This window comes from Streptomyces sp. NBC_01077, from assembly GCF_045162855.1.
Lineage (GTDB): Bacteria > Actinomycetota > Actinomycetes > Streptomycetales > Streptomycetaceae > Streptomyces.
Genome location: NZ_CP108669.1, coordinates 778,130 through 796,448 on the forward strand (window position 1 = coordinate 778,130; position 18,319 = coordinate 796,448).

The 18,319-nt window shown below is 68.0% G+C and carries 16 protein-coding genes and 1 pseudogene; 5 read left to right on the forward strand and 12 right to left on the reverse strand.

The genetic code is table 11. From position 1 onward, the window contains the following. Positions 1 to 184: 184 nt before the first annotated feature. The 5 genes from OG462_RS03590 to OG462_RS03610 all read right to left on the reverse strand — a co-directional run bounded on the left by OG462_RS03590 (position 185) and on the right by OG462_RS03610 (position 4,097). Positions 185 to 655, reverse strand: a complete 471-nt coding sequence (locus tag OG462_RS03590) for a lamin tail domain-containing protein (RefSeq protein ID WP_406054350.1) — start codon at positions 653 to 655, stop codon at positions 185 to 187. 496 nt (positions 656 to 1,151) lie between these two features. Then, a complete protein-coding gene (locus tag OG462_RS03595; protein ID WP_406054352.1) occupies positions 1,152 to 1,322 on the reverse strand; it encodes a hypothetical protein in 171 nt (56 codons plus the stop codon). A gap of 353 nt (positions 1,323 to 1,675) precedes the next feature. Then, positions 1,676 to 2,583, reverse strand: a protein-coding gene (locus OG462_RS03600; protein ID WP_406066283.1) for an IS5 family transposase whose coding sequence is annotated in 2 segments (ribosomal slippage) — positions 1,676 to 2,238 and positions 2,238 to 2,583 — 909 coding nt in all. Because the reading frame shifts where the segments join, the coding sequence is not laid out codon by codon here. Positions 2,584 to 2,976: 393 nt separating this feature from the next. Continuing rightward, on the reverse strand, positions 2,977 to 3,618 hold the full coding sequence (locus OG462_RS03605; RefSeq protein ID WP_406054354.1) for a hypothetical protein: 642 nt from the start codon (positions 3,616 to 3,618) through the stop codon (positions 2,977 to 2,979). Positions 3,619 to 3,773: 155 nt separating this feature from the next. Next, a complete protein-coding gene (locus OG462_RS03610; protein WP_406054356.1) occupies positions 3,774 to 4,097 on the reverse strand; it encodes a hypothetical protein in 324 nt (107 codons plus the stop codon). Here OG462_RS03610 and OG462_RS03615 point away from each other — a divergent pair. After that, a complete protein-coding gene (locus OG462_RS03615) occupies positions 4,096 to 4,584 on the forward strand; it encodes an HIT family protein (protein WP_406054358.1) in 489 nt (162 codons plus the stop codon). The two genes, OG462_RS03610 and OG462_RS03615, sit on opposite strands and share 2 nt — an antisense overlap. A 412-nt stretch (positions 4,585 to 4,996) precedes the next feature. Here the strand turns inward: OG462_RS03615 and OG462_RS03620 are convergent, their stop codons facing one another. Continuing rightward, positions 4,997 to 6,232, reverse strand: a complete 1,236-nt coding sequence (locus OG462_RS03620; protein ID WP_406066339.1) for an IS701 family transposase — start codon at positions 6,230 to 6,232, stop codon at positions 4,997 to 4,999. Positions 6,233 to 6,534: 302 nt separating this feature from the next. Between OG462_RS03620 and OG462_RS03625 the strand changes: the two genes are divergently transcribed. The 3 genes and pseudogenes from OG462_RS03625 to OG462_RS03635 all read left to right on the forward strand — a co-directional run. Beyond that, complete coding sequence (locus OG462_RS03625; protein WP_406054360.1) at positions 6,535 to 7,812, forward strand: MFS transporter; 1,278 nt, start codon at positions 6,535 to 6,537, stop codon at positions 7,810 to 7,812. 1,029 nt (positions 7,813 to 8,841) lie between these two features. Next, complete coding sequence (locus OG462_RS03630; RefSeq protein ID WP_406054362.1) at positions 8,842 to 10,209, forward strand: DUF4157 domain-containing protein; 1,368 nt, start codon at positions 8,842 to 8,844, stop codon at positions 10,207 to 10,209. A 124-nt stretch (positions 10,210 to 10,333) separates the two neighbouring features. Beyond that, a pseudogene (locus OG462_RS03635) lies at positions 10,334 to 10,591 on the forward strand (IS5/IS1182 family transposase); the annotation flags it as partial. A 154-nt stretch (positions 10,592 to 10,745) separates the two neighbouring features. On the opposite strand, the gene OG462_RS03640 reads toward OG462_RS03635, so the two are convergent. From OG462_RS03640 to OG462_RS03650, 3 genes are all read right to left on the reverse strand, one after another. Then, positions 10,746 to 11,000: a LapA family protein gene (locus OG462_RS03640; protein ID WP_406054364.1), complete on the reverse strand. Its 255-nt coding sequence runs from the start codon at positions 10,998 to 11,000 to the stop codon at positions 10,746 to 10,748. Between the two features lie 8 nt (positions 11,001 to 11,008). After that, the gene (locus tag OG462_RS03645) at positions 11,009 to 11,446 is read right to left on the reverse strand and encodes a hypothetical protein (RefSeq protein ID WP_406066340.1); all 438 of its coding nucleotides are present in this window, start codon (positions 11,444 to 11,446) and stop codon (positions 11,009 to 11,011) included. A 140-nt stretch (positions 11,447 to 11,586) separates the two neighbouring features. After that, positions 11,587 to 11,745 (reverse strand): hypothetical protein, encoded by a 159-nt coding sequence (locus OG462_RS03650; RefSeq protein ID WP_406066342.1) that lies wholly within the window; start codon positions 11,743 to 11,745, stop codon positions 11,587 to 11,589. Positions 11,746 to 11,977: 232 nt separating this feature from the next. On the opposite strand from OG462_RS03650, the gene OG462_RS03655 reads away from it, so the two are divergent. After that, positions 11,978 to 12,205: a hypothetical protein gene (locus OG462_RS03655; RefSeq protein WP_406054366.1), complete on the forward strand. Its 228-nt coding sequence runs from the start codon at positions 11,978 to 11,980 to the stop codon at positions 12,203 to 12,205. 826 nt (positions 12,206 to 13,031) lie between these two features. On the opposite strand, the gene OG462_RS03660 is transcribed toward OG462_RS03655, so the two are convergent. The 3 genes from OG462_RS03660 to OG462_RS03670 all read right to left on the reverse strand — a co-directional run bounded on the left by OG462_RS03660 (position 13,032) and on the right by OG462_RS03670 (position 18,249). Next, complete coding sequence (locus tag OG462_RS03660) at positions 13,032 to 17,546, reverse strand: caspase, EACC1-associated type (RefSeq protein ID WP_406054368.1); 4,515 nt, start codon at positions 17,544 to 17,546, stop codon at positions 13,032 to 13,034. Then, positions 17,543 to 18,010 (reverse strand): effector-associated constant component EACC1, encoded by a 468-nt coding sequence (locus OG462_RS03665; protein WP_406054369.1) that lies wholly within the window; start codon positions 18,008 to 18,010, stop codon positions 17,543 to 17,545. The genes OG462_RS03660 and OG462_RS03665 overlap by 4 nt, the downstream gene beginning before the upstream one ends. Before the next feature lie 65 nt (positions 18,011 to 18,075). Beyond that, the gene (locus tag OG462_RS03670) at positions 18,076 to 18,249 is read right to left on the reverse strand and encodes a DUF6283 family protein (protein ID WP_406054371.1); all 174 of its coding nucleotides are present in this window, start codon (positions 18,247 to 18,249) and stop codon (positions 18,076 to 18,078) included. Positions 18,250 to 18,319 lie beyond the last annotated feature (70 nt).

Sequence of the window (18,319 nt, forward strand, 5' to 3'; positions counted from 1 at the left end):
GGCCATCGCCTGCTTCGGCGCGGTTGCCTTCGCAGGCACATATTGCCCGCGCCCCTCACGGGTATCTCTCCCCCACGGCCGTCGGTGACTTTGCCCGCACGCCTCTGACCTGCGCGACAATCACATGCCGGTGCCCCGTCCTCTGCTCGTGGACGCGCGGAGGACGGGGCACCGGTGGGTGGGGTCAGCGGCGGTGGTGGTTACGGCCCCAGGACTCGGTGTCGACGGTCCGGCCGTGGTCGTCGCGGAGGGTTGCGGTGTCGGAGTGGTTGTCCCACACGTAGTTGCGGCGGTCCTGGAACAGGTCCGTGCGGGTGTCGCGGCCCTCACCGGTGTGGATGCGGACGGTGGAGCGGCCTGCGAGACGGTAGTCGTTGAACGTGTAGCGGTGGCCGTCCTCGTCCTTCAGGGTCCAGCCGTCAAGGTCGACCGAGTGGCGGGTGTTGTTGGTGATCTCGACCCACTCGGCGTTCAGCGACCGGACGGTGCGGTTGTCGCGTCCGGGGCTGTCGGCCTGGACACGGCTGATCTCCACCTTCGGCGTCCGGTGACGGTCGCCGTCGTGGGCGGAGGCCGGCAGGGCGACGACGGACACCATGGCACCGGCCGCAAGGACGGTCGCGGCGATACGGCGGGCGGTCGAAGAAGCAGACATGGGTGATGTCTCCTCAAAAACGGTGCTCCACGAGCCGGTTACGGCTGGTGAGAGCGGTGCGGGTCCCGGTCCGGAGCGGGCCGAGGACCCAAACTCTGCAACCCCGGCGGCCCCGCCGGAACGCCGACCGGAGCCCGTTACCAGGTACGGACATATCCGTAACTGTCGCCTGTATCCGGCACACATACGCGTCAGACGTGGCCCTGACATTCGCTGACGGCTACACCCACCCGTTCAGTGATCAACCACAAGCCCTTCCATGCTCAGGCGCGCAACCGGCCGCGCCACCCATCGCACTCCGCCAACCGCGCGACCAGACCACGTAACAGCCGTTCTGCACCTTTTTCGCACAACCAGGCCATGCATCGCACACGAATACGACGAAAATCGGCGTCTGCGACGCATGGCGCCGGTGGCCCACCACGCCGGGATTCAGCAAGTTTCAGCGCTGGTGTCCAGGCCAGGCCGCGGGGGGGCCGGTGACGTCAGGCGGCGGTCAAGAGGGTGCGGCAAGCGTCCCGGCCAGCCCGTTCTCGTGGGTGTCGGCGTTCCAGCCGCGGCCGGTGGTGAGCTGGGTGAACAGGTGCGGGCCTGTCAGGACCCAGCAGGACTCGGCCAGGTAGGCGGTGTCGATGCCGGCAGGCAGGGCAGCGTTTCTCCGGTGCACCGCACTCCCCCACACGTCTGATGAACCGCCCGGTTCTGGCGCATGCCCGTTCTCACCGACGATCGGCCGCAGCAGTGTTGTGTCAACGAAGCTTGATCGAGATGTCCCGCTGAGAGCCTGATGCCGTGGAAGACGTTACAGAGCAAGGCCTTCACGACTCGATCGCTGAAGCGGACTCTCCGGTCTGGTCCGTCAGAGCCGCTGCAGGGCGACGGCTGGCGGCGGCGCCTCGGATCGAGAGCATCACTGGTGTCCTGCATCGCCTCCTCCTGGACGCTCGCGACACCGGAGTGACCTCCGATACCGCGGCGGCTCTGCTGGCTCGGAGGGACCTGGCCGGCCTACGCGCCGTGCTAGGCTCTGTCTGACAAACGATCTTGGGTGGGTTCGCGGAGCCAGAGGATGAGCGAGGCGAGGTGGACTCCGGCCTTGTAGCGGGCGGCCAGTTTGTCGAAGCGGGTGGCGATCGCACGGAACTGTTTGAGGCGGTTGAAGCAGCGTTCGACCACGTTGCGTGCCTTGTAGAGCTCGCGGTCGAAGACCGGCGGCCTGCCGCCGGTCTGCCCGCGCCGCACACGGTTGGCCTTCTGATCCGACCGCTCAGGGATCACCGCTCGGATGCCCCTGCGCCGCAGGGTCTGACGGATCGCCCGGGAGGAGTACGCCTTGTCCGCGATGACCACGTCGGGCCTGCGGCGGGGCCGCCCGGCACCGGTCCGGGGCACCCTCAACTCGTCCATGACCGTGTCGAAGACGGTGGAGTCGTTGACGTTGCCCGGCGTGACGACAACGGCCAGGGGCAGGCCCCTGCCGTCGCAGGCGAGATGGACCTTGGTGGTCAGCCCGCCGCGGGACCGACCGAGCGCCTGGCCAGCCGACGGACGTGCCGGATCTTCCAGTTCGTCCCCCGCCGCCGCCCCTTTTTGCGGGCGCCGGCGGCGTGCTGGTGAGCTCGGTTGATCGTGGAGTCGACCGACACGGTCCACTCCACGGCTCCGACGGAGTCGTCCCGGACCTGGGCCTGTTCGAGCAGACGGGCCCAGGTTCCGTCCGCCTCCCAGCGAGCGAACCGCTCATAGGCCGTCTGCCACGGCCCATAGCGTTCCGGCAGGTCACGCCACGGCGCACCGGTCCGCAACCGCCACAACACCCCGTTGATCACCTGCCGATGATCTCGCCACGGCCGACCTCGCCCATCAACACCCGGCAGCAGAGGCGCTATCCGCTCCCATGCCGCATCCGTCAGCTCACCACGACCCACCACAAGATCAATTATCAGACAGGTCCTAGCGGCCCGTGCAGTCGCGGCCGACCAGGGAACGGCTGATCAGCTCTCTGCGGAACTTGACTGTGATCCACGCTGGACGACCGGAGAGAACGGCAGCGAGCTGGCCACGCAACTCCGAACGCTGGCGTCGGATACGGACCCCGAGGTCCGAAGCGAGGCCCTGTTGCGACTTGCACGCCTGTGCTGACCGGAATGTCGACGGTCACGCAAGTCCGCTCTGACCAGGCCCGCCGGCCCAAGAACCTGACCCTCTGCGTCAGCTGACCCACCCCGACCCGACCCGACCCGCCCCCCGGCAGCACCTGCCGGGGGGGCGGGTCGGCGTTTCCCGCCCGCCTTCGTGGCCGGCGGATCCGGGCTCGCCGACTACGGCCTCGACTGTGCGGGCGGCGCGGGAAGGTCGAGAACGCGGGCGAGGGCAGCTGTGACGGAAGCGGAGTGGTCAGGCAGGTACCGGGAGGCCCAGCCGGCTGCCAGCCCCAGGAAGTCGGCCAGGTCGCGCCCGGCACCATCGAGCAAGTGTCGAAGCTCGGTGACGGAAAGCTCGATCACCGGGCTGTCGTTCTGCTCGGCGTTGACAGTGAGCCGGACGGTTTCGCCGAAGCGCTCCGCAATCGGTGACACGGGATCGTGGCCGAATCCGAGCAGGCTGCCTTCCTCGATGAGGTGGTGCCAGTTGCGCCAGTCCTCAAGTCCGTCGCAGCAGCCGGGAAGAAAGACGACGCCTGTGGAATTGTCGCTGACTCGTAGGCCACCAGCCGCAATGGGGTCGTCGAAGGTCAGCAGTCCGTGAAGGAACGAGCCGAACGCATCGGCCGGACGCGGCGGGCGATCGCCGTCGGGGTCGCTGTCGTTGCAGTCGGCGATGCGCATCATCGCCGTCCCGACCTCGGCGGAAGAGAGCGCGCCGTGGAGCGGCAGGAAGCCGAACGGGTCGATCTCGGCGACAGGCCAGAGGTCGAAGCCGTCAGGGGTGTAGATCTCCAGGACGGGCTGCATGACGATCATCCGGCGAAGTGTTCCTCATCCCCTCTCGCACCGCTTCCCAGTTACGCCAAGCACCCTGGCCTCACCCGTGGAAGCCGGACACCTGTGGTCGGCTTCCACGGGCCTGAGCAGAGACTGGTGTACGCCGACACCGCCACGAGGACCTGTCTTCCGGATCAGGCCGTGGGGCGGCGGGCGCGGAGCAGGCGGACACCTTTCATCGCGTAGATGGCGGCCATGAGCACGAAGCCGGCAAGGGCGAGCCAGAACCAGGATTCCGCCACCACGAGACTCAGTAGCAGGCCGCCGGCCGACAGCAGCCGCCCGACCCTTCCATCGACCTCGCCACCCGACGGAAACGTTGCCCCTCTCGCCGACAGACTGCGACGCTCTTTTGCGTAGTACGCGTCCCAGTCCTGCGGCGGGTACGTCGCCTGCGGGCGGCGAGCCTCGTTGGTGGCTCCGACCCGTAGGAGGCCCTGCCCTGGGAGGAGCACCATGGAGCACCGGAGAGCGATGGACCTGGAGGCGTACGAGGAACGGGCCCGGCGTGGGCCCTGCTTCGTGTGCGCTTTCCTCGACGGGCACCCGGACTACGAGCACCACCTGGTCTACGAGGACGCCGACCACATCGCTTTTCTCGACCGCTGGCCCACCGTGCCGGGCAAGGTGCTGGTCGCCCCCAGGCGGCACGTCGAGTGCGTCGTCAGCGGTTTCACCGAGGACGAGTACACCCGCATCATGCTCATCGTGCGCAAGGTGGCCTTGGCCGTCGAGAAGGTGTTCGCACCCGAGCGCATCTACCTGCTGTCCCTGGGCGCGCAGAATGGCAACTCGCATGTTCACTGGCATGTCGCGGGCCTGCCGCCCGGTGTGCCGTACGAGCAGCAGCAGTTCCACGCTCTGATGTCGGAGAACGGCGTGCTGGACGTGACGCCCGAGCGGGCCGCAGCCGTCGCCGCCCAGCTCCGCGCGGCACTCACCTGAGCAGATCCGTGCGCGGCGCCGGAGCGGGGACCGGCCGGTCTCCGTGTGGTCGACCGGGGCCGGGCGCCGGCCCGCGCGTGGGCAGCAGGCCGGCTGTAGGTACGCTGCCCAGTGGATCATGAGGCCTCGACGGCCTCGGCGATGCCGCTGCGGCCCCCTGGAATTAGGGATGTACAACAGCGGATCAACGGGTCGAAGAACGTAAGGCCCATATCACCCCATGATCCCCAAGTGCGCGAGGTCCGACCAGGCTGCGAAGGACCTCTACGGGCCCCGCGCGAAATGCGGCTGAATACTCTGCGTGAGATCGAGCACCGCCACAGCGGCCTCTCTCCCCCAGGGCCGCCGCCACCTGGGCACGGAGGAGAAGCGAGTGTGCGATGTCTAGTACTCCAGCTGTAGATCGCGATCTTCATGTCTGGGCGGCTTGTCGCTGATAGTGGCTGGCCTGGGATCGGGCCTGGTGGCGGCGTCGCCAGTGGGACCAGTCGACCCGGTGGGCCGCGCCGTGGACGAGCCGGACGACGAGCGCGTTGAACAGGCGCTGGATCTCGTTGCAGGTGAGCGGTATCAGCCCGTCCGGCTTCGGGTGACGCGCGTGTTCGTCGGCGCGGACGACTGCGAGGAAGGCATGGGCGAGCATCGCGAGGGTGACCCAGCGGTGCCAGGACGCCCAGCGCCTGACCTGGTGTTCGTCCAGTCCGGCCAGGCCCTTGCCGGACTGGAAGGTCTCCTCGACCGTCCATCTGCGTCCGGCGACCCGCACCAGGGTGGACAGCGACGCCGGGGCAGCTGAGTAGCAGCGGTAGAAGGCGAGTTCGCCGGTGCGCCGGTTGCGGCGGACGAGCAGCTGGTGGTGGCCGGGCCGGTCGTCGGCAAGGTCGGCCAGGGCCCAGCCATAGAACCGGTGCCCCTTGGCTCCGGCGCCGGCGGAAAGTTCTTGCCAGGCCCTCTTCGGCAGCTTCTTGACCAGGGCGTCAGCGCGGAACGTGCCCGCGCGGGTGGTGATCTGGTGGTCACGGGCGACGGTGAGTACGTAGCCGACCTGCCTTTTCTCCAGCTCGGTCCGCAGGTCCGGGTTACCTCCGTAGACCTCATCGCCGGCCACCCAGGATGCGGCCACGCCGGCGTCGAGGGCGCGGCCGATCATGCGCGCGGCGAGGGCGGGTTTCGTGGCGAAGGCGACGCTGTCGGGTATCCCGGCGGCCCGGCAGCGGGCGGTGTCCTCGGTCCAGGAACGCGGGACGTACAGCTCCCGGTCGATCGCCGCGTGCCCGAACGGGGTGGAGTAGGTGAGGTAGACAGCGACCTGGCTGTTCTCGATGCGTCCGGCGGTGCCGGTGTACTGGCGCTGCACGCCCACTGTGTGCGTACCCTTCTTCAGGTCGCCGGTCTCATCCACGACCAGCACCGCGTCCTCGTGGTGCAGTCGCTCGACAACGAAGCCGCGGATGTCATCGCGTACCGCATCGGCATCCCATCTGGCCCTCGACAGCAGGTGCTGCAGACCGTACGGGTTCTCGTCCCCGACATGCTCGGCGAGCGTCCAGCAGTTCTTGCGCGGCAGGTCCGACAACAACCCGAGCACGAACGCCCGTGCCCGGCGCCGGGGTTCCACCCGGACGAATCGTCCCGCGATACGGCCGATTAGGACCTCAAACGCTTCCTGCCAGCGGGCAGGATCTGTGCTGTGACCTGCGGCTACCGTCTGATCTTCTGTCTTCACACACCGATGATCACCGGTGGCCGCACCCGTTCCCGGGCCGACCTCCAGCAAGATCGCGATCCACAGCTGGAGTACTAGTGCGGTCCTCACGGCAAATTTGATTGCGGCCCCGCCTGTGCCCTGGGTACGGTCCGCCCATGTTTACAACGCCCCGTGTTTCTTAGCTCGGACACAAGCTTCGACGTCACCCTTGTGCCCCTAAGCTATTACGGAGCGTAATAATCATGAATACCCTTCGCGGTCCCAGCCTGTTCCGGGACCGAGACTTCTCGCTGCTGCTGAGCGGTCAGCTGATCTCTGCCATCGGCAACCAGGCTCAGAGCATGGCCCTGCCGCTGCTCGTCCTGGCCCTCACCGGGTCGGCAACCCAAGCCGGGTTCGTTCTCGGCCTCAGTACCCTGTCCTACTTGGTGTTCGGGCTGATCGCCGGCGCACTCGTCGACCGGTGGGATCGTAAGGCCACCATGATCTGGTGCGAGCTCGGCCAGACCGTGCTCACCGCCGGCGTCGCCGTCGCGCTGTGGCTGAACAAGCTCACCGTGCCCCAGCTCTACGCGACGGCCGTGCTTGCCGGGATCCTCACCACCCTCTTCCAAGTGGCGAACACCGCGGCACTGCCCAACGTGGTCGGCCCGCGACAGCTGTCCGCTGCACTCGGCTACTCGCAGTCCGCCGCCAGCGCCGTGAGCGTCATCGGGGCTCCGCTCGCCGGTGCACTCTACGCCGCCGGGCGGACCGTGCCGTTCGCCGTCAACGCGGTCTCCTTTGCAATGTCCGCGGCATCGCTGCGTCTGATGCGCGCTCAGTTCCAGCTGGACCGACAGGACACGCGGACGACGGCCCGGCTCACCACCGAGATCCGTGAGGGGCTCGGCTGGCTCTGGCACCAGCCGGTCATCCGCTTCCTCACCCTGGTCTCGGCCGCTGACAAGGTGCGCTACGGCGCCGGGTATCTGCTGATCATCACCCTCGCCCAGCAAGTCGGCGCCTCGTCCGTGTGGATAGGCGTCATCTTCAGTGGCGGTGCGGTCGGCGCCATGGTGGGGGCCCTGGTCTCGGACCGGGTCACGCGTCGCTTCCCGCTCGGCCGCATCGCCGTGGTGATGCTCTGGTTGGAGGCGCTGATGTTCCCGCTGTACGCACTCGCCCCCAATCCGCTGCTGCTGGCAGCTGTGGCGGCCGCCGAGTCGCTGGTGGCTCCGGTCTACGCGGTGGCCATGACCACCCACCAGTTGGCCATCACCCCCGATGAGTTGCGGGGCCGGGCGACGAGCGCCGTCTCGACGCTCACGACGGGAGCCTTGTCCATCGGCACACTCGCAGGCGGCGCGCTGATCACCGCACTCGGTGCTAAGCCTCTGGTCTGGCTCTGCGGGGCATGGCTGCTCGCCCTGGCCCTCCTCACCACGGCCAACCGGGCCGTGCGACAGGCACCGCCGGTAGGCGCGATCCCACAACAGAAGGCCACCAGCTCCGCCGAGACCGCGGACGTGGCCAGCTAGCTCCCGGGCTGCGGCCACCATCTCGTCGTTTGTCTACAACTCACGGTGATCGACGGTGGCCGCACCCATCCCTGTGCCAGCCTCCACCTGCAAGATCACGATCTACAGCTGGAGTACTAGGGAGAACGCCCTGACGAGCTGCTTTACCGCCGGGGCGGTCTCCCGGACTGCAGGCTCTGGTGGGCGCGCTGTGACTCGTCTCGTTCGCGCTGGACGATCTCGAACTGGTCGACGACCCTGGGGCAGGCGTCGGCATCGACGTCGTACAGGCGAGCCATGCAGCCCGGCACGAGCCAGCGGGTGCCGTCGGGCCCTGAACCCAGTGGCAGGCCAACAGGGGTTGGGCATGGCCGTCTCCTCCGGTGTGCTCACGTGCTTCTTTCCGTGTCGTCCGGGTAGTTCTTGCCGTTCTCCGCCCGGCCCACGCCACCGACGGGGGCGGGCCTGACAAGCAGCGGTCATGGCGTCGGTTCAGCGCGAGCGGCTGCGGCCGATACGCGGATGTGCGGGGCACCTGTGATCGCTTCTCGGGACTGTGGGTCAGGTGCGGCCCGTGGCAGGCGGCTTGTCCTCCTGGACCTCCTCCTCGCCCGCCTGCCGGGCGTCCGGTGCGCCCTGCCACTTCTGCGGGTCGTGGTGGCCGTTGCCGCCCGCCGATCGTTCGGGCAGCTTTTGTGCCCTGAGATCTGCCCCAGGGGGTCTGGCAACGGGCACCTGCAGAGCGGTTGTTTAGCGGTGACCGATCGTCGAAAGGCACGTCCGTTGTCGCAGCATGAACACCGCCCTGAACAAGCCGAAGCTCAGTCGGCCGCCCCCCGCAGACCAGCGCCCATGGACGACGCGGCAGGGCTCTTCGCGCTCCAACGAAGCTCGGGCAACAGCTCCGTAGTACGCATGCTTCAACTCGCTGGCCACCCCTACGCGCAACCATCCATGCAGCGACAGGAACAGCACCAGCACGGCGCCGGCTGCGGCCACCGGCAAACCACCCGGGAGAACCAGGAACAGGCTCCTGTGCAGCGCTCCGCCGTGCACGATGTCCTGCAAGGCAGCGGCCGCCCGCTGGACGCCCCGGTCCGCGAGGAGATGGAGGCCCGCCTCGGGTCTGACTTCTCCGACGTCCGCGTCCATGACGACGGCGCCGCCCGCGCGTCCGCCGCTGAGGTCGGCGCTCGCGCGTATACCTCCGGCAGCCACGTGGTGATCGGGGACGGAGGAGGCGACAAGCACACCCTCGCCCACGAACTCACCCATGTCATCCAGCAGCGTCAAGGTCCCGTCGCTGGAACCGACAACGGCAGCGGGCTCAGGGTCAGCGACCCCGCAGATCGCTTCGAGCGTGAAGCCGAGGCCAATGCCATACGGGTCATGCGTTCACCAGCGCCTGAGGCATCCGCACAGAACCAGACACAGCCGAGAGCCCCACAAGCCGACCTGCTGCAAAGGGCACCAACCCTGAGGAATGTAAAACTTACACGGCAGGTCGGCCCCTCATGTTGGATATTCGTCATCGAGGCAATAGCAAAAGCATACGGATTCCCCACCAAAGCCCTCAACGCAGCCATTCGCACTTCACCGCTTGCGGGAGAACGGGACGCGCTCGCGAAAACCAATGGAGATACCAACAAGCGAAAAGCTGACGTCATCATCATGCGGCAAACCCTTGAGGCCATAAAAGCCAAAATCGATGCCCACGGCGAAGACGAGGTAGGACACGACAGGGTTCTGGAGATAATAAGGGAGGTTATGGCGGTCCCATCGAAGACGGGCCCACAGAAGGCGGGAGATACCGAGGGGTTTGCGCAGATGTACGCCACCAGCCTCTGCCCGGCAGGACAGGCCGTCACGAGGGTCAGTCTCAGCGGAATCTTCGGAGAAGCAATCGGGCGTGTGGAAATCCTCAGGCAATTCACCGAGGCCGGTGGCAATGAGGCGAATACCGCCCTCGACGCAAGCCCGATAAAAATCTCAGCAGCCGAAGGCGTTGATTCCGCCAGGCAGAAGCTCGCAGCGATTCCAGATTTCCCTCAGTTCCTCAGCGTTGCAAAGAGGCTCGGGAGTGCCGCATTGAGCTCGGTCCTCAATCCTCATCTAGCCGAGATTAAAAAGAAGAGGGCGGCAGAAGGACAGGACGCAGTTGTAGAAGTCGACTGGTCACAACTCGCGGCGAAGGCCCAGGCCAGCCCTCACGCCCTACTCCTCACCGAATACAGGGCATCGGAAGACTGCATTGTCTTCAAGGACCCTAATATAGTCGGAACCGCAGTCAAGCTGAGTATCGCAAGCTTCCTTCTGCTGGCCGGGCAGGACGAGATCACCATCAGGACGTACACACCGGGGCAGGCAGGCTCCGCCCTGGAAAGCCTCGCCGACGGGCCCGCCGCCGGCCCGGCATAGTCCACGGCCACCCGGGCCGGTGGCCACACACGCGCTGCACGGTCCCCGTGCAGCAGCTCGAGAGGACGATAGAGCATCCGACACAGACGCCGGTGGTGGCAATCCGGCACACCATCCAGGAGAAGACCGACAGCCGGGCCGCCTGCGCAGAGGCTCACGCGGCAGACGGCTACCGGGTTTCGACGAGGAGCGGTACAAGAAGCGCAACACCGTTGAACGCGCGATCAACCGTTTGAAACAACACCGGGCGGTCGCCACTCGCTACGACAAGCGCGGCTTCCTCGGCACCGCGACAGCGGGAGGGAGATGCTTGGGACTGCTCGTTCGGCCCAGTCGGCGGCCGAGTTCACGACACCTCGGCCGAAGCAGGGCAGCATGGTGAGTGGAGCCCGCCTGGGAGTCCTTCGCACGTCGACCGGGCGGGCTGTGAGTTCGGCTGGTAGGGATGTGGCAGATCGGTTCATCTGAAATCAGATCAAGGAAATGCTTCCTGCTATTCCGTTTCGCCGGATTGCGGTCCGATCCGACCCTCACAGCTACCGTCGAGCGCGGCGTCGGGCGATGATCAGGCCGAAGAGGACCCCGAAGAGCAGGGTGACGGTCAGTACGATCCACAGAGGAAGCGTCACTGTGGGTATCCAGAGCTTGATAGTGACTGATCCCGTGTTGGCTGCGATGAACCAGATGGCCAAGCCTGCCAGAACGACGAAGCCGATGGTGCGCAGCCGCATGTCCCGCCCCTTGACCGTCAACGTGGACGGCCTGTGCGCCTTCTCGGTTTTCTGGGTCATGAATCCAATTATTGGCGCCATGGTCCGGGTAGGCGACCGGGGTGCGGACCGCACTTCGGGGCCCAGCGACCTCGACTGGCAGCTCCTGCGGCTGTATCGGGCGAGAGTCCGGAGGCTCGTCCTTCTACGTCGCGAAGAGTGACCGTTTGCTGACAGCCGGGCGCGTCGGGACGCCGCCCGCTCGACCGGTCGGGCTTGGCCGCGCTCACGCCTGGAGGCACGATCAGGTCGTGTCCCTGAGGATCTTGGCGGCGGTGTCGATGGTCAGCCCGGAGCCGAGGTGCGGTCCGCCGCCGACGTTGTAGACGCCGGAGATCCGCTGCGGGGAGGAGCCGGCGTCGGATACTCGCCTGCGACCATCTGTCGAGGTGCTCCAGCAGCTCGTCCAGGTCGTCACCGAGGGCGGCCGACAGCGTTCGTTCGAGTTCGTCGGTGCGGACCTCGATCCCTTCACAGAACGTGCGGCTGGCGTCGGTGAGCCGTTCATCGGACGCTCATCAGTCCGCGCTGGCGCAGCCGTGTCGAAGCCGGCGTCCGTGTCCGCGTCCCATCTGCAGTCACGAGCCCGGACGGGCCGGTGCGGGTGTCAGTCGGCGGGTTCGACTTCGGTGGGACGGCAGGTCCGGTCGAAGAACGGTCGGCCGGGGCTGTAGAGGCGCAGGATCGCGAACCAGCCCTTGCCCGGGACGGTCTGGAACCAGTTGCTCTCGACGACTCCGCCGGGGCGGGTGAGCGCGAAGTGGATGCTAGTGGTGCCTCACCGTTAGCGGATGCCGATGAGCGCCGCCGCGGCGGGCGGCGCCCCTCCAGCCGCACTGGGCGTACACAGGCGTGATCTTCGAGCCGTCCGGTGTCGACCACTCGTCTGCCGCGGGTGCTCTGCCGGTGCTCTCCTCACGCGACTGCATCCTTTGGACTACTGCGCTTTCGGCCCTACGGAGGACGATCTTGCGGCACCGCCGCGAGAGGGTCGATCCGTGCGAACAACCATCGGATACACCATCGAAAGCATCGGCTACGTCGTAGGAGCCCAGGGGCTTGTCAGCTTCGCCTCGCAGACCTTCTTCGGCGCGGAGTGGGGCTGGATGCACAAGGTCGTCGACCTTCCGTCCACCGCATACCTCGGCATCGTCGCCGTGGGGCTGGCGCTCATCGTCGGCGGGGTGAGGACGCGGAAGACGCCCCAGCGCCAGAAGATCGCCTGACCAGCGCGCCTTTCATCCCGCAACGCCAAGACCAAACACGGCTGCCTTACACAAGCCGAGGGACCATCCCCGCAGGCACGGGGAGCACCTCGTCGTCACCGACGTCGCCGTCGAAGCCTGGGGACCACGACGCCCTCGGCCTCGGGTCCGCGGGCCCCAGATCCGTGGCCAGCTCGGGCACTCCCTACCTCCTCGCCCCGTAAGCCGCGCCCTCACCTTCGACGACGTCTTCGGCACGCCCCGTCACAGCGACCTACCGGATGCGGCGTAATTGCTGGAAGTGATCTGTGGGGTGCGCAAGGCGGTCGTGGTGCCCCTTGAGGGCGTATCCACGGAGATCGGCCTGTACCACGTTGACGACGAGTCCGGCCCGGGGCCCGACTCGCTCCCGATGCGTGCGAGTGCTGTCATACGTACTCAGCCGAGCACCTTCACCTGTACGCCGTAATCCGCGACAAAGGCCCGCCTACGCCTTCGAATCCAAGACTCCGGGGCGCGGCGGCACCTTCAATTGATGCAGCTCCCGGTCCGTGGTCCGTGGTCCGTTCAGAACGTTCTCAATCCCTCTGTGTGCAGGCAAGGGCACTGCGGCGGAGGCAAGGCGTGTTCCTCCCGCCGCTACCTGCGCAAACGCCGGATAGAGCACACCATCCCGGAGCCGCAGAACCAGCGGGCCCCACAAACACTGTGGCAGCCAAGGCGGCCAGCGCAACGGATTCGACAAGATGATCTACAAGGGGAGAATCGAAGTCGAGCGAGGAACGAATAACCGCTTCAAGAACCTCCGGTCCATGTCCAAGACGTAGGACAAGCGGGCCTACATCTTTCATTGCGCCTCACCGTCGCCTCGATCCGCCTCTGACTTCTCTCCTGACCCACGCAACCCCGTCTCCGCAGCTGAGTCCGGGCAGCTTTCCATGTACTCAGCCTCCGGTACGTGCTCTCCCCACTCCTCCCGGGTGAAGCCACCGCCCGTGGCACGGCAGGCCATGCCGATGGTGTCGGCCGCGATCTCGGGGTAGTCGCCGATGTCGATGACGAACGCGTAGCCCCCACTCGACGTGATCATCGTCCGCCCGTGCGGTCCGCCCAGGACCACCTCGTCGACGCCCTCGCGGTGGCCGCTGAACATGAGTGCCAGGTGCGGTCGTTCGGGGTCGATGACACTCCAGACGCGTACGGCGCCGTCCTCCCCAGCGCCGGCCAGTAGATCGCCGTCGGGATGATAGGCCAGGCGGTTGAGCTTCTCGCTGTTCGACTCTGTCGGTTCGGTCTCTGCCAACGGGCTTCCGCCCTCGGCGTGTTCGGCGTCCCACAGATGGACGCCGGTATCGGGTTCCGTGGTCGAGGGCACTGCGGCGACGGCTGCCACCACGTTCCCTCGGGGAGAGAACGCCGCCCTCGAGCCGCCTTGGTAGAGGTGATCGCCGGACAGAAGCACCGTCTTCCCGGTGCGCAGATCCCAGAGAGTCAGGCTCGTCCCCGCGAGCAGGAGTCGATGGCCGTCCGGGCTGAAGACGACGTCCCTCAGGCCGCGAACGACGGTGCGGGATGCGGTCAAGACGGGGCGGGCGGGGTCGGACACGTCCCAGACGTGTATCTGTTTCAGATCATTGACGGCGAGCAGCCGCCTGTCGGGAGCGAAGGCGAGCGAAGGTCCCAGTGCGCCTTCGTCGTTTCCGCGCAGGGTGCCGGCGATGCGTGGGCGGGCCGGGTCGGAGATGTCCCAGAGGGTGACCCTCCGGTCGTGGCTCATGGTCGCGAGCAGGGTGCCGTCGGGGCTGAAGTCGATATCGGCGAGGACGTCACCGGAACCGATGAGGGTGCCACCGCCGACCTTGTCGTAGCGATCCTTCACCGGGTTGCTCAGTTCTGCCAGCCGTCGTGGCGCGGCAGGGTCGGCCAGATCCCAGAGGCCGATCCGAGCACCCCGGGCAACGGCGAGTGTCGTGCCGTCCGGCGTCAGCGCGAGGTCATCCCCGTCCGGCAGCACCTTCAGGGCTCGGGGCTGGTGGACGTCGGCAAGGTCCCAGTGGATGACCTCGTCGTAGCTCACCGAGACCAGCGAGTGTCCGTCGGCGCTGAACCGAGTCGCCTGGACGTACGCAGAGTGCCCGTACAGGCGGGAATCCTCGGTCATGTCCCGCGGATCGCTGACGTCCCAAACAACGACAGTCTTGTCCCAGCCTGCGCTGGTCAGACGCCGGCCGTCCGGGGAGAAGTCGAGGGAGCTGACCCTGTTGGTGTGGGCTGTCTGCTCGTCGCGGACTGTCGGGTTGCGGGGCGAGCGGACGTCGATCAGTTTGACCACGCGGTCGTCGCTCGCTGCCAGCAGATCGCCGTCCGGGCTGAACGCCAGGGCCCCGCCGGCGTCCTCCACCAAGCCGAGGGGCCTGGGTTCACGGGGGTCCGAGACGTCCCACAGCCGCAAGCCACCGTTCGTGTCGGCGGTGGCCAGCAGGTGTCCGTCCGGGCTGAACACCGCCCGGCCGCTCTGCAGCAAGTCCCGCTGCGTCGAGGTGTCCTCGACGAGCGGAAGCTGTCGCGGCTTGCGCGGATCACGGACGTCCCACCGGACGAGTGTGCTGTGGCCCGTGTACCGGGACCAGCCGATGGTCGCCACCGTGTTTCCGTCCGGGCTCAGGGTGACCGCGCTCGGGCCTTCGGTCCGGTCTTTGAGGCCCGTCGCCCGCAGCGTAGCCACCGGACGCAGCTCCCCGACTCCGGGCGGATCGGCGAGGTTCCACAACCGCACCTCGTCGTCGTCGCCGCACGCGGCCGCGAGCATGCGCTCGCCAGGGCCCCCGAACGCCACCGGTGCTTCCACATGGTCCGGCAGGCGACAGGGCAGCCGGGCGAGCGGGGTACGTGGAACCGGATCGCGGCTGGTGTCCCAGACCATCAGACGGTCAGGTTCCGATGTCGCCAGCATCCGCCCGCCACGCGCGAGCACCGGATCCAAAGCCGTCGTAGGCAGCTCGGAAACGCCGCGGAACGCGCTGTCGGCCAGCGTGTCGAAGAGCGTGCGGCGGGCTTCGGCGCTGGGACGCAGGGCGTACGCGGCAAGCCCGAGCCGCAGGGCGCCGCGGGGGTCGGTCGTGCCCAGGTTGTTCGCCTCGGCCAACAGGGCACGGGCCGTGGCAACTTGCTGTTGCGCCTCCGCGTTGCGCTGTTGCCGCACCGCCACGACTGCGGCGACGATCGTGAGGCACAGGGCGACAGCGACTGCGGTCAGCGCTCTCTTCAGCACCTTGGTCCGGCGCTGCTCCCGGCGCAGTTCACTGGTGGCCTCCGCTTGCCCCGCCGTCAGGAACTCTCTTCCCAGTTCGGGGAGTTCAGACTGCTCTGCAAGTTCTGCCGACGCCTGGAGCCGACTTCCCCGGAAGAGGAAGGCCACGTCACGGCCCGCGGTGTCCCATTCTTCGGCGGCACTTTCCAGCTGCTGCCGCAGCAGCAGGGCAGCGGCGTCTTCCTGGATCCACTGGCGCAGCAGGGGCCAGGCCCGCAGCAGTGCCTCGTGTGAGATCTGGACGGTTTCCTGGTCGACCGTCAGAAGTCTTTCCGCGGCCAGCTGGTCGCGGATCCGGCTGGAGCCGGCCGGCAGCGAGGCGAGAGGGACGCGGTGCCGCAGGACGGCGGCACCGCCGTCCGGGGGGAGATGGACCAGACGCAGCAGCAGCTCACGCATCGTCGCCTGCCCGTCGTCGTCCAGGGACTCGTAGACGCTCCGGGTCGTGGTGGCCACCGATTCCCAGATGCCTCCCGTCGCCTGGTATCCGGAGAGGGTGAGCCGGACTCCGCTGCGGCCACGCCAGGTCTCCCGCAGTGCGTGGGCCAAAAACGGCAACGCCGTGGCCGCGTCGTTCGCGGAGCGGCCCGACCGGAGGTCGTCCAACAGCCGGTCGGTCAGGCCCGGCTCGATGGTCAGGCCCACGGCGGCGGCCGGGCCCTCGACGGTGGCGCGCAGCTCCTGCTCGCGCAGTGGTGGGACGGCGAGCTGAGCCCGGGCCAGCGCACGCTCGAGCCCGGGGTGCTCCAGGCAGCTTCCGTAGTGGTCCGCCCGCAGGCCGAGGACGACGCGGGGCCGCCGGACCGGTCCGTCTCCTGTGAGCAGGGAGACGAACGCGGCACGCTCCTCGGGCGCGTCGCACCGCGTGAAGATCTCTTCGAACTGGTCCACCACCAGCAGCCCGCAGGCGGGGCGCTCGTGCCGCGGTGCCGGGAAGGACCCGTGTTCCAGCTCCGTCCTCACCTCGTCCGAGTCCCGTCCGGTGGCCCGGGCCCACGCCTCCGCAAGGGTCCGCATGGGATGTGGTCCCGGGGCCGGCAGGAGAAGCGCCGGGCCCGGCACAGCGGTACGGGCCTCGCGGCCGGCAAGCAGGCCGGCACGCAGCAAGGACGACTTGCCCGCGCCGGAGGCACCCACCAGCACCACCTGGCCACCTTCCGGGATGTCGTCGACCAACTCCATCAACCGCGCGGTGAGTTCCTCGCGTCCGAAGAAGTGCGCGCTATCCTCCGCTCTGTACGGCTGCAGCCCCGGGTAGGGGCACGGCAGGTCCGCGGGCTGCTCGGCCGCCTCGGCCCCGGTGGGGCGCGTCCGGTAGGCACGGTTGCGCGCGAGGGTCAGCGAGCCCAGCGTGCCCTCGCTCTGCCGGGCAGGATTGACCCGTCCGTCGTCGGCGAACCGCTCGTCCAGCGCGGCATGGAGGCGGTCGGCGGTCAGCCACAGTGGTCCGGCCGGGTCTCCCTCGTTGAGCAGTTCGAGCAGCCGGCCGGTGAACAGGGTGTGCCGTTCGCCCTCGGGCGCGAAGGAGAGCGCGTAGTGCGAGGCCGACGTGAGCAGGAAGCTCCCCCGTGGCCCGGCGGAGGCGAAGGCCCGACGCACCCCGCCCTCCGACGGCGGTGCGCCGGCACGTCCGGAGAAGCAACAGTCGAGGACGACGAGACTGCCGTCGCCCGCGTTGCCCAGCAGGTCACTGATCGTGCGGTACGAGACGGACTGTGCGACGTGCCGGGCGGACCGGCTGGCCCGGGTGGCGAGGTACAGGTCGTCGCGCGGACCGAGCAGTCCGTGCCCGACGTAGTAGAAGAGAACGGGTCCGCCACCGGCACCCGCCGCTTCCTCGACCGCGCCGACCACTTGGGCGGCATCGGCGTGGGCCGGGACTCGTACGACGTGTCCGGACGCCATGCCGCACACATCGAGCAGAGTGCGCTGCAGATCGTCGAGTGTCGTGTCGACGGAGGGGAGATCAGGCAGTTCCGACTCGCGGACGTGGCTCTCGGTGCCGAACAGCACCGCGCGTGCGCCGGACGCCGCGAGGCCGCCACCCGTCATGTCGTCCGGGAGTCCGCCGAGTTCCCGTCCCGCGGGTCCTCTTCGTGTGTCTCCTCCTGCGTCCCGCCGTCCTGTGTCCCGTCCCGTGGGCCCTCGTCGGCCGGTCGGCGTGCCAGGCGCTCGGCGAGGTCGGCCGCATCCTGCGGGCTCAGCGCGCGGGCCTGGCGGGAGGAGAGGGTGATCTGGGTACCGTCGGGGCGGGTCACACTGATCGTGTGGCTGCTGCGGCGGGTCTGCAGCCATGCCACCAGCGCCCCCGCGAAGACCGCGGCGACACCTCCGGGCTCCAGGACCGCCACCAGGGAGTCCATGGCCGGACCCATCGTCCCCGCCGGGGCGCCGTCCCGTTCGGCGCGGTCGACCCGTCCCCTCAGCTGCTGTACGTCCCTCAGCCAGGTCCCGAGTTCCGCGACACCGCCGTCGGCGTTGTCCTCATCGCCGCGTACCGTCACGACAAGCCGCATGGTCCCCCCAGGGTCAGACGTCATTTCCGGGCGAGGAAGTTCGGGTGTCCCTCACATACCCCTCCTCACCCTGCCGACAGCATGCCGCACCCAGACCACGCACGACACACATTCCTCGGCATGGTGGCCGACTCCGCACCGTTGGACCGGCTGGGAGCGTCAGCGTCGTAGCGCCGGAGCTTCGCGTACTCCTCCCTCGCCCAGATCCCCGCGGGTACATCGCGCCGACAGGGACACAACCGACGTCCGCTTCCACGTAAGGCGGTTACCGAACCAAGCGGTCAAGCACGACCCACCGTTCGAGGAGCA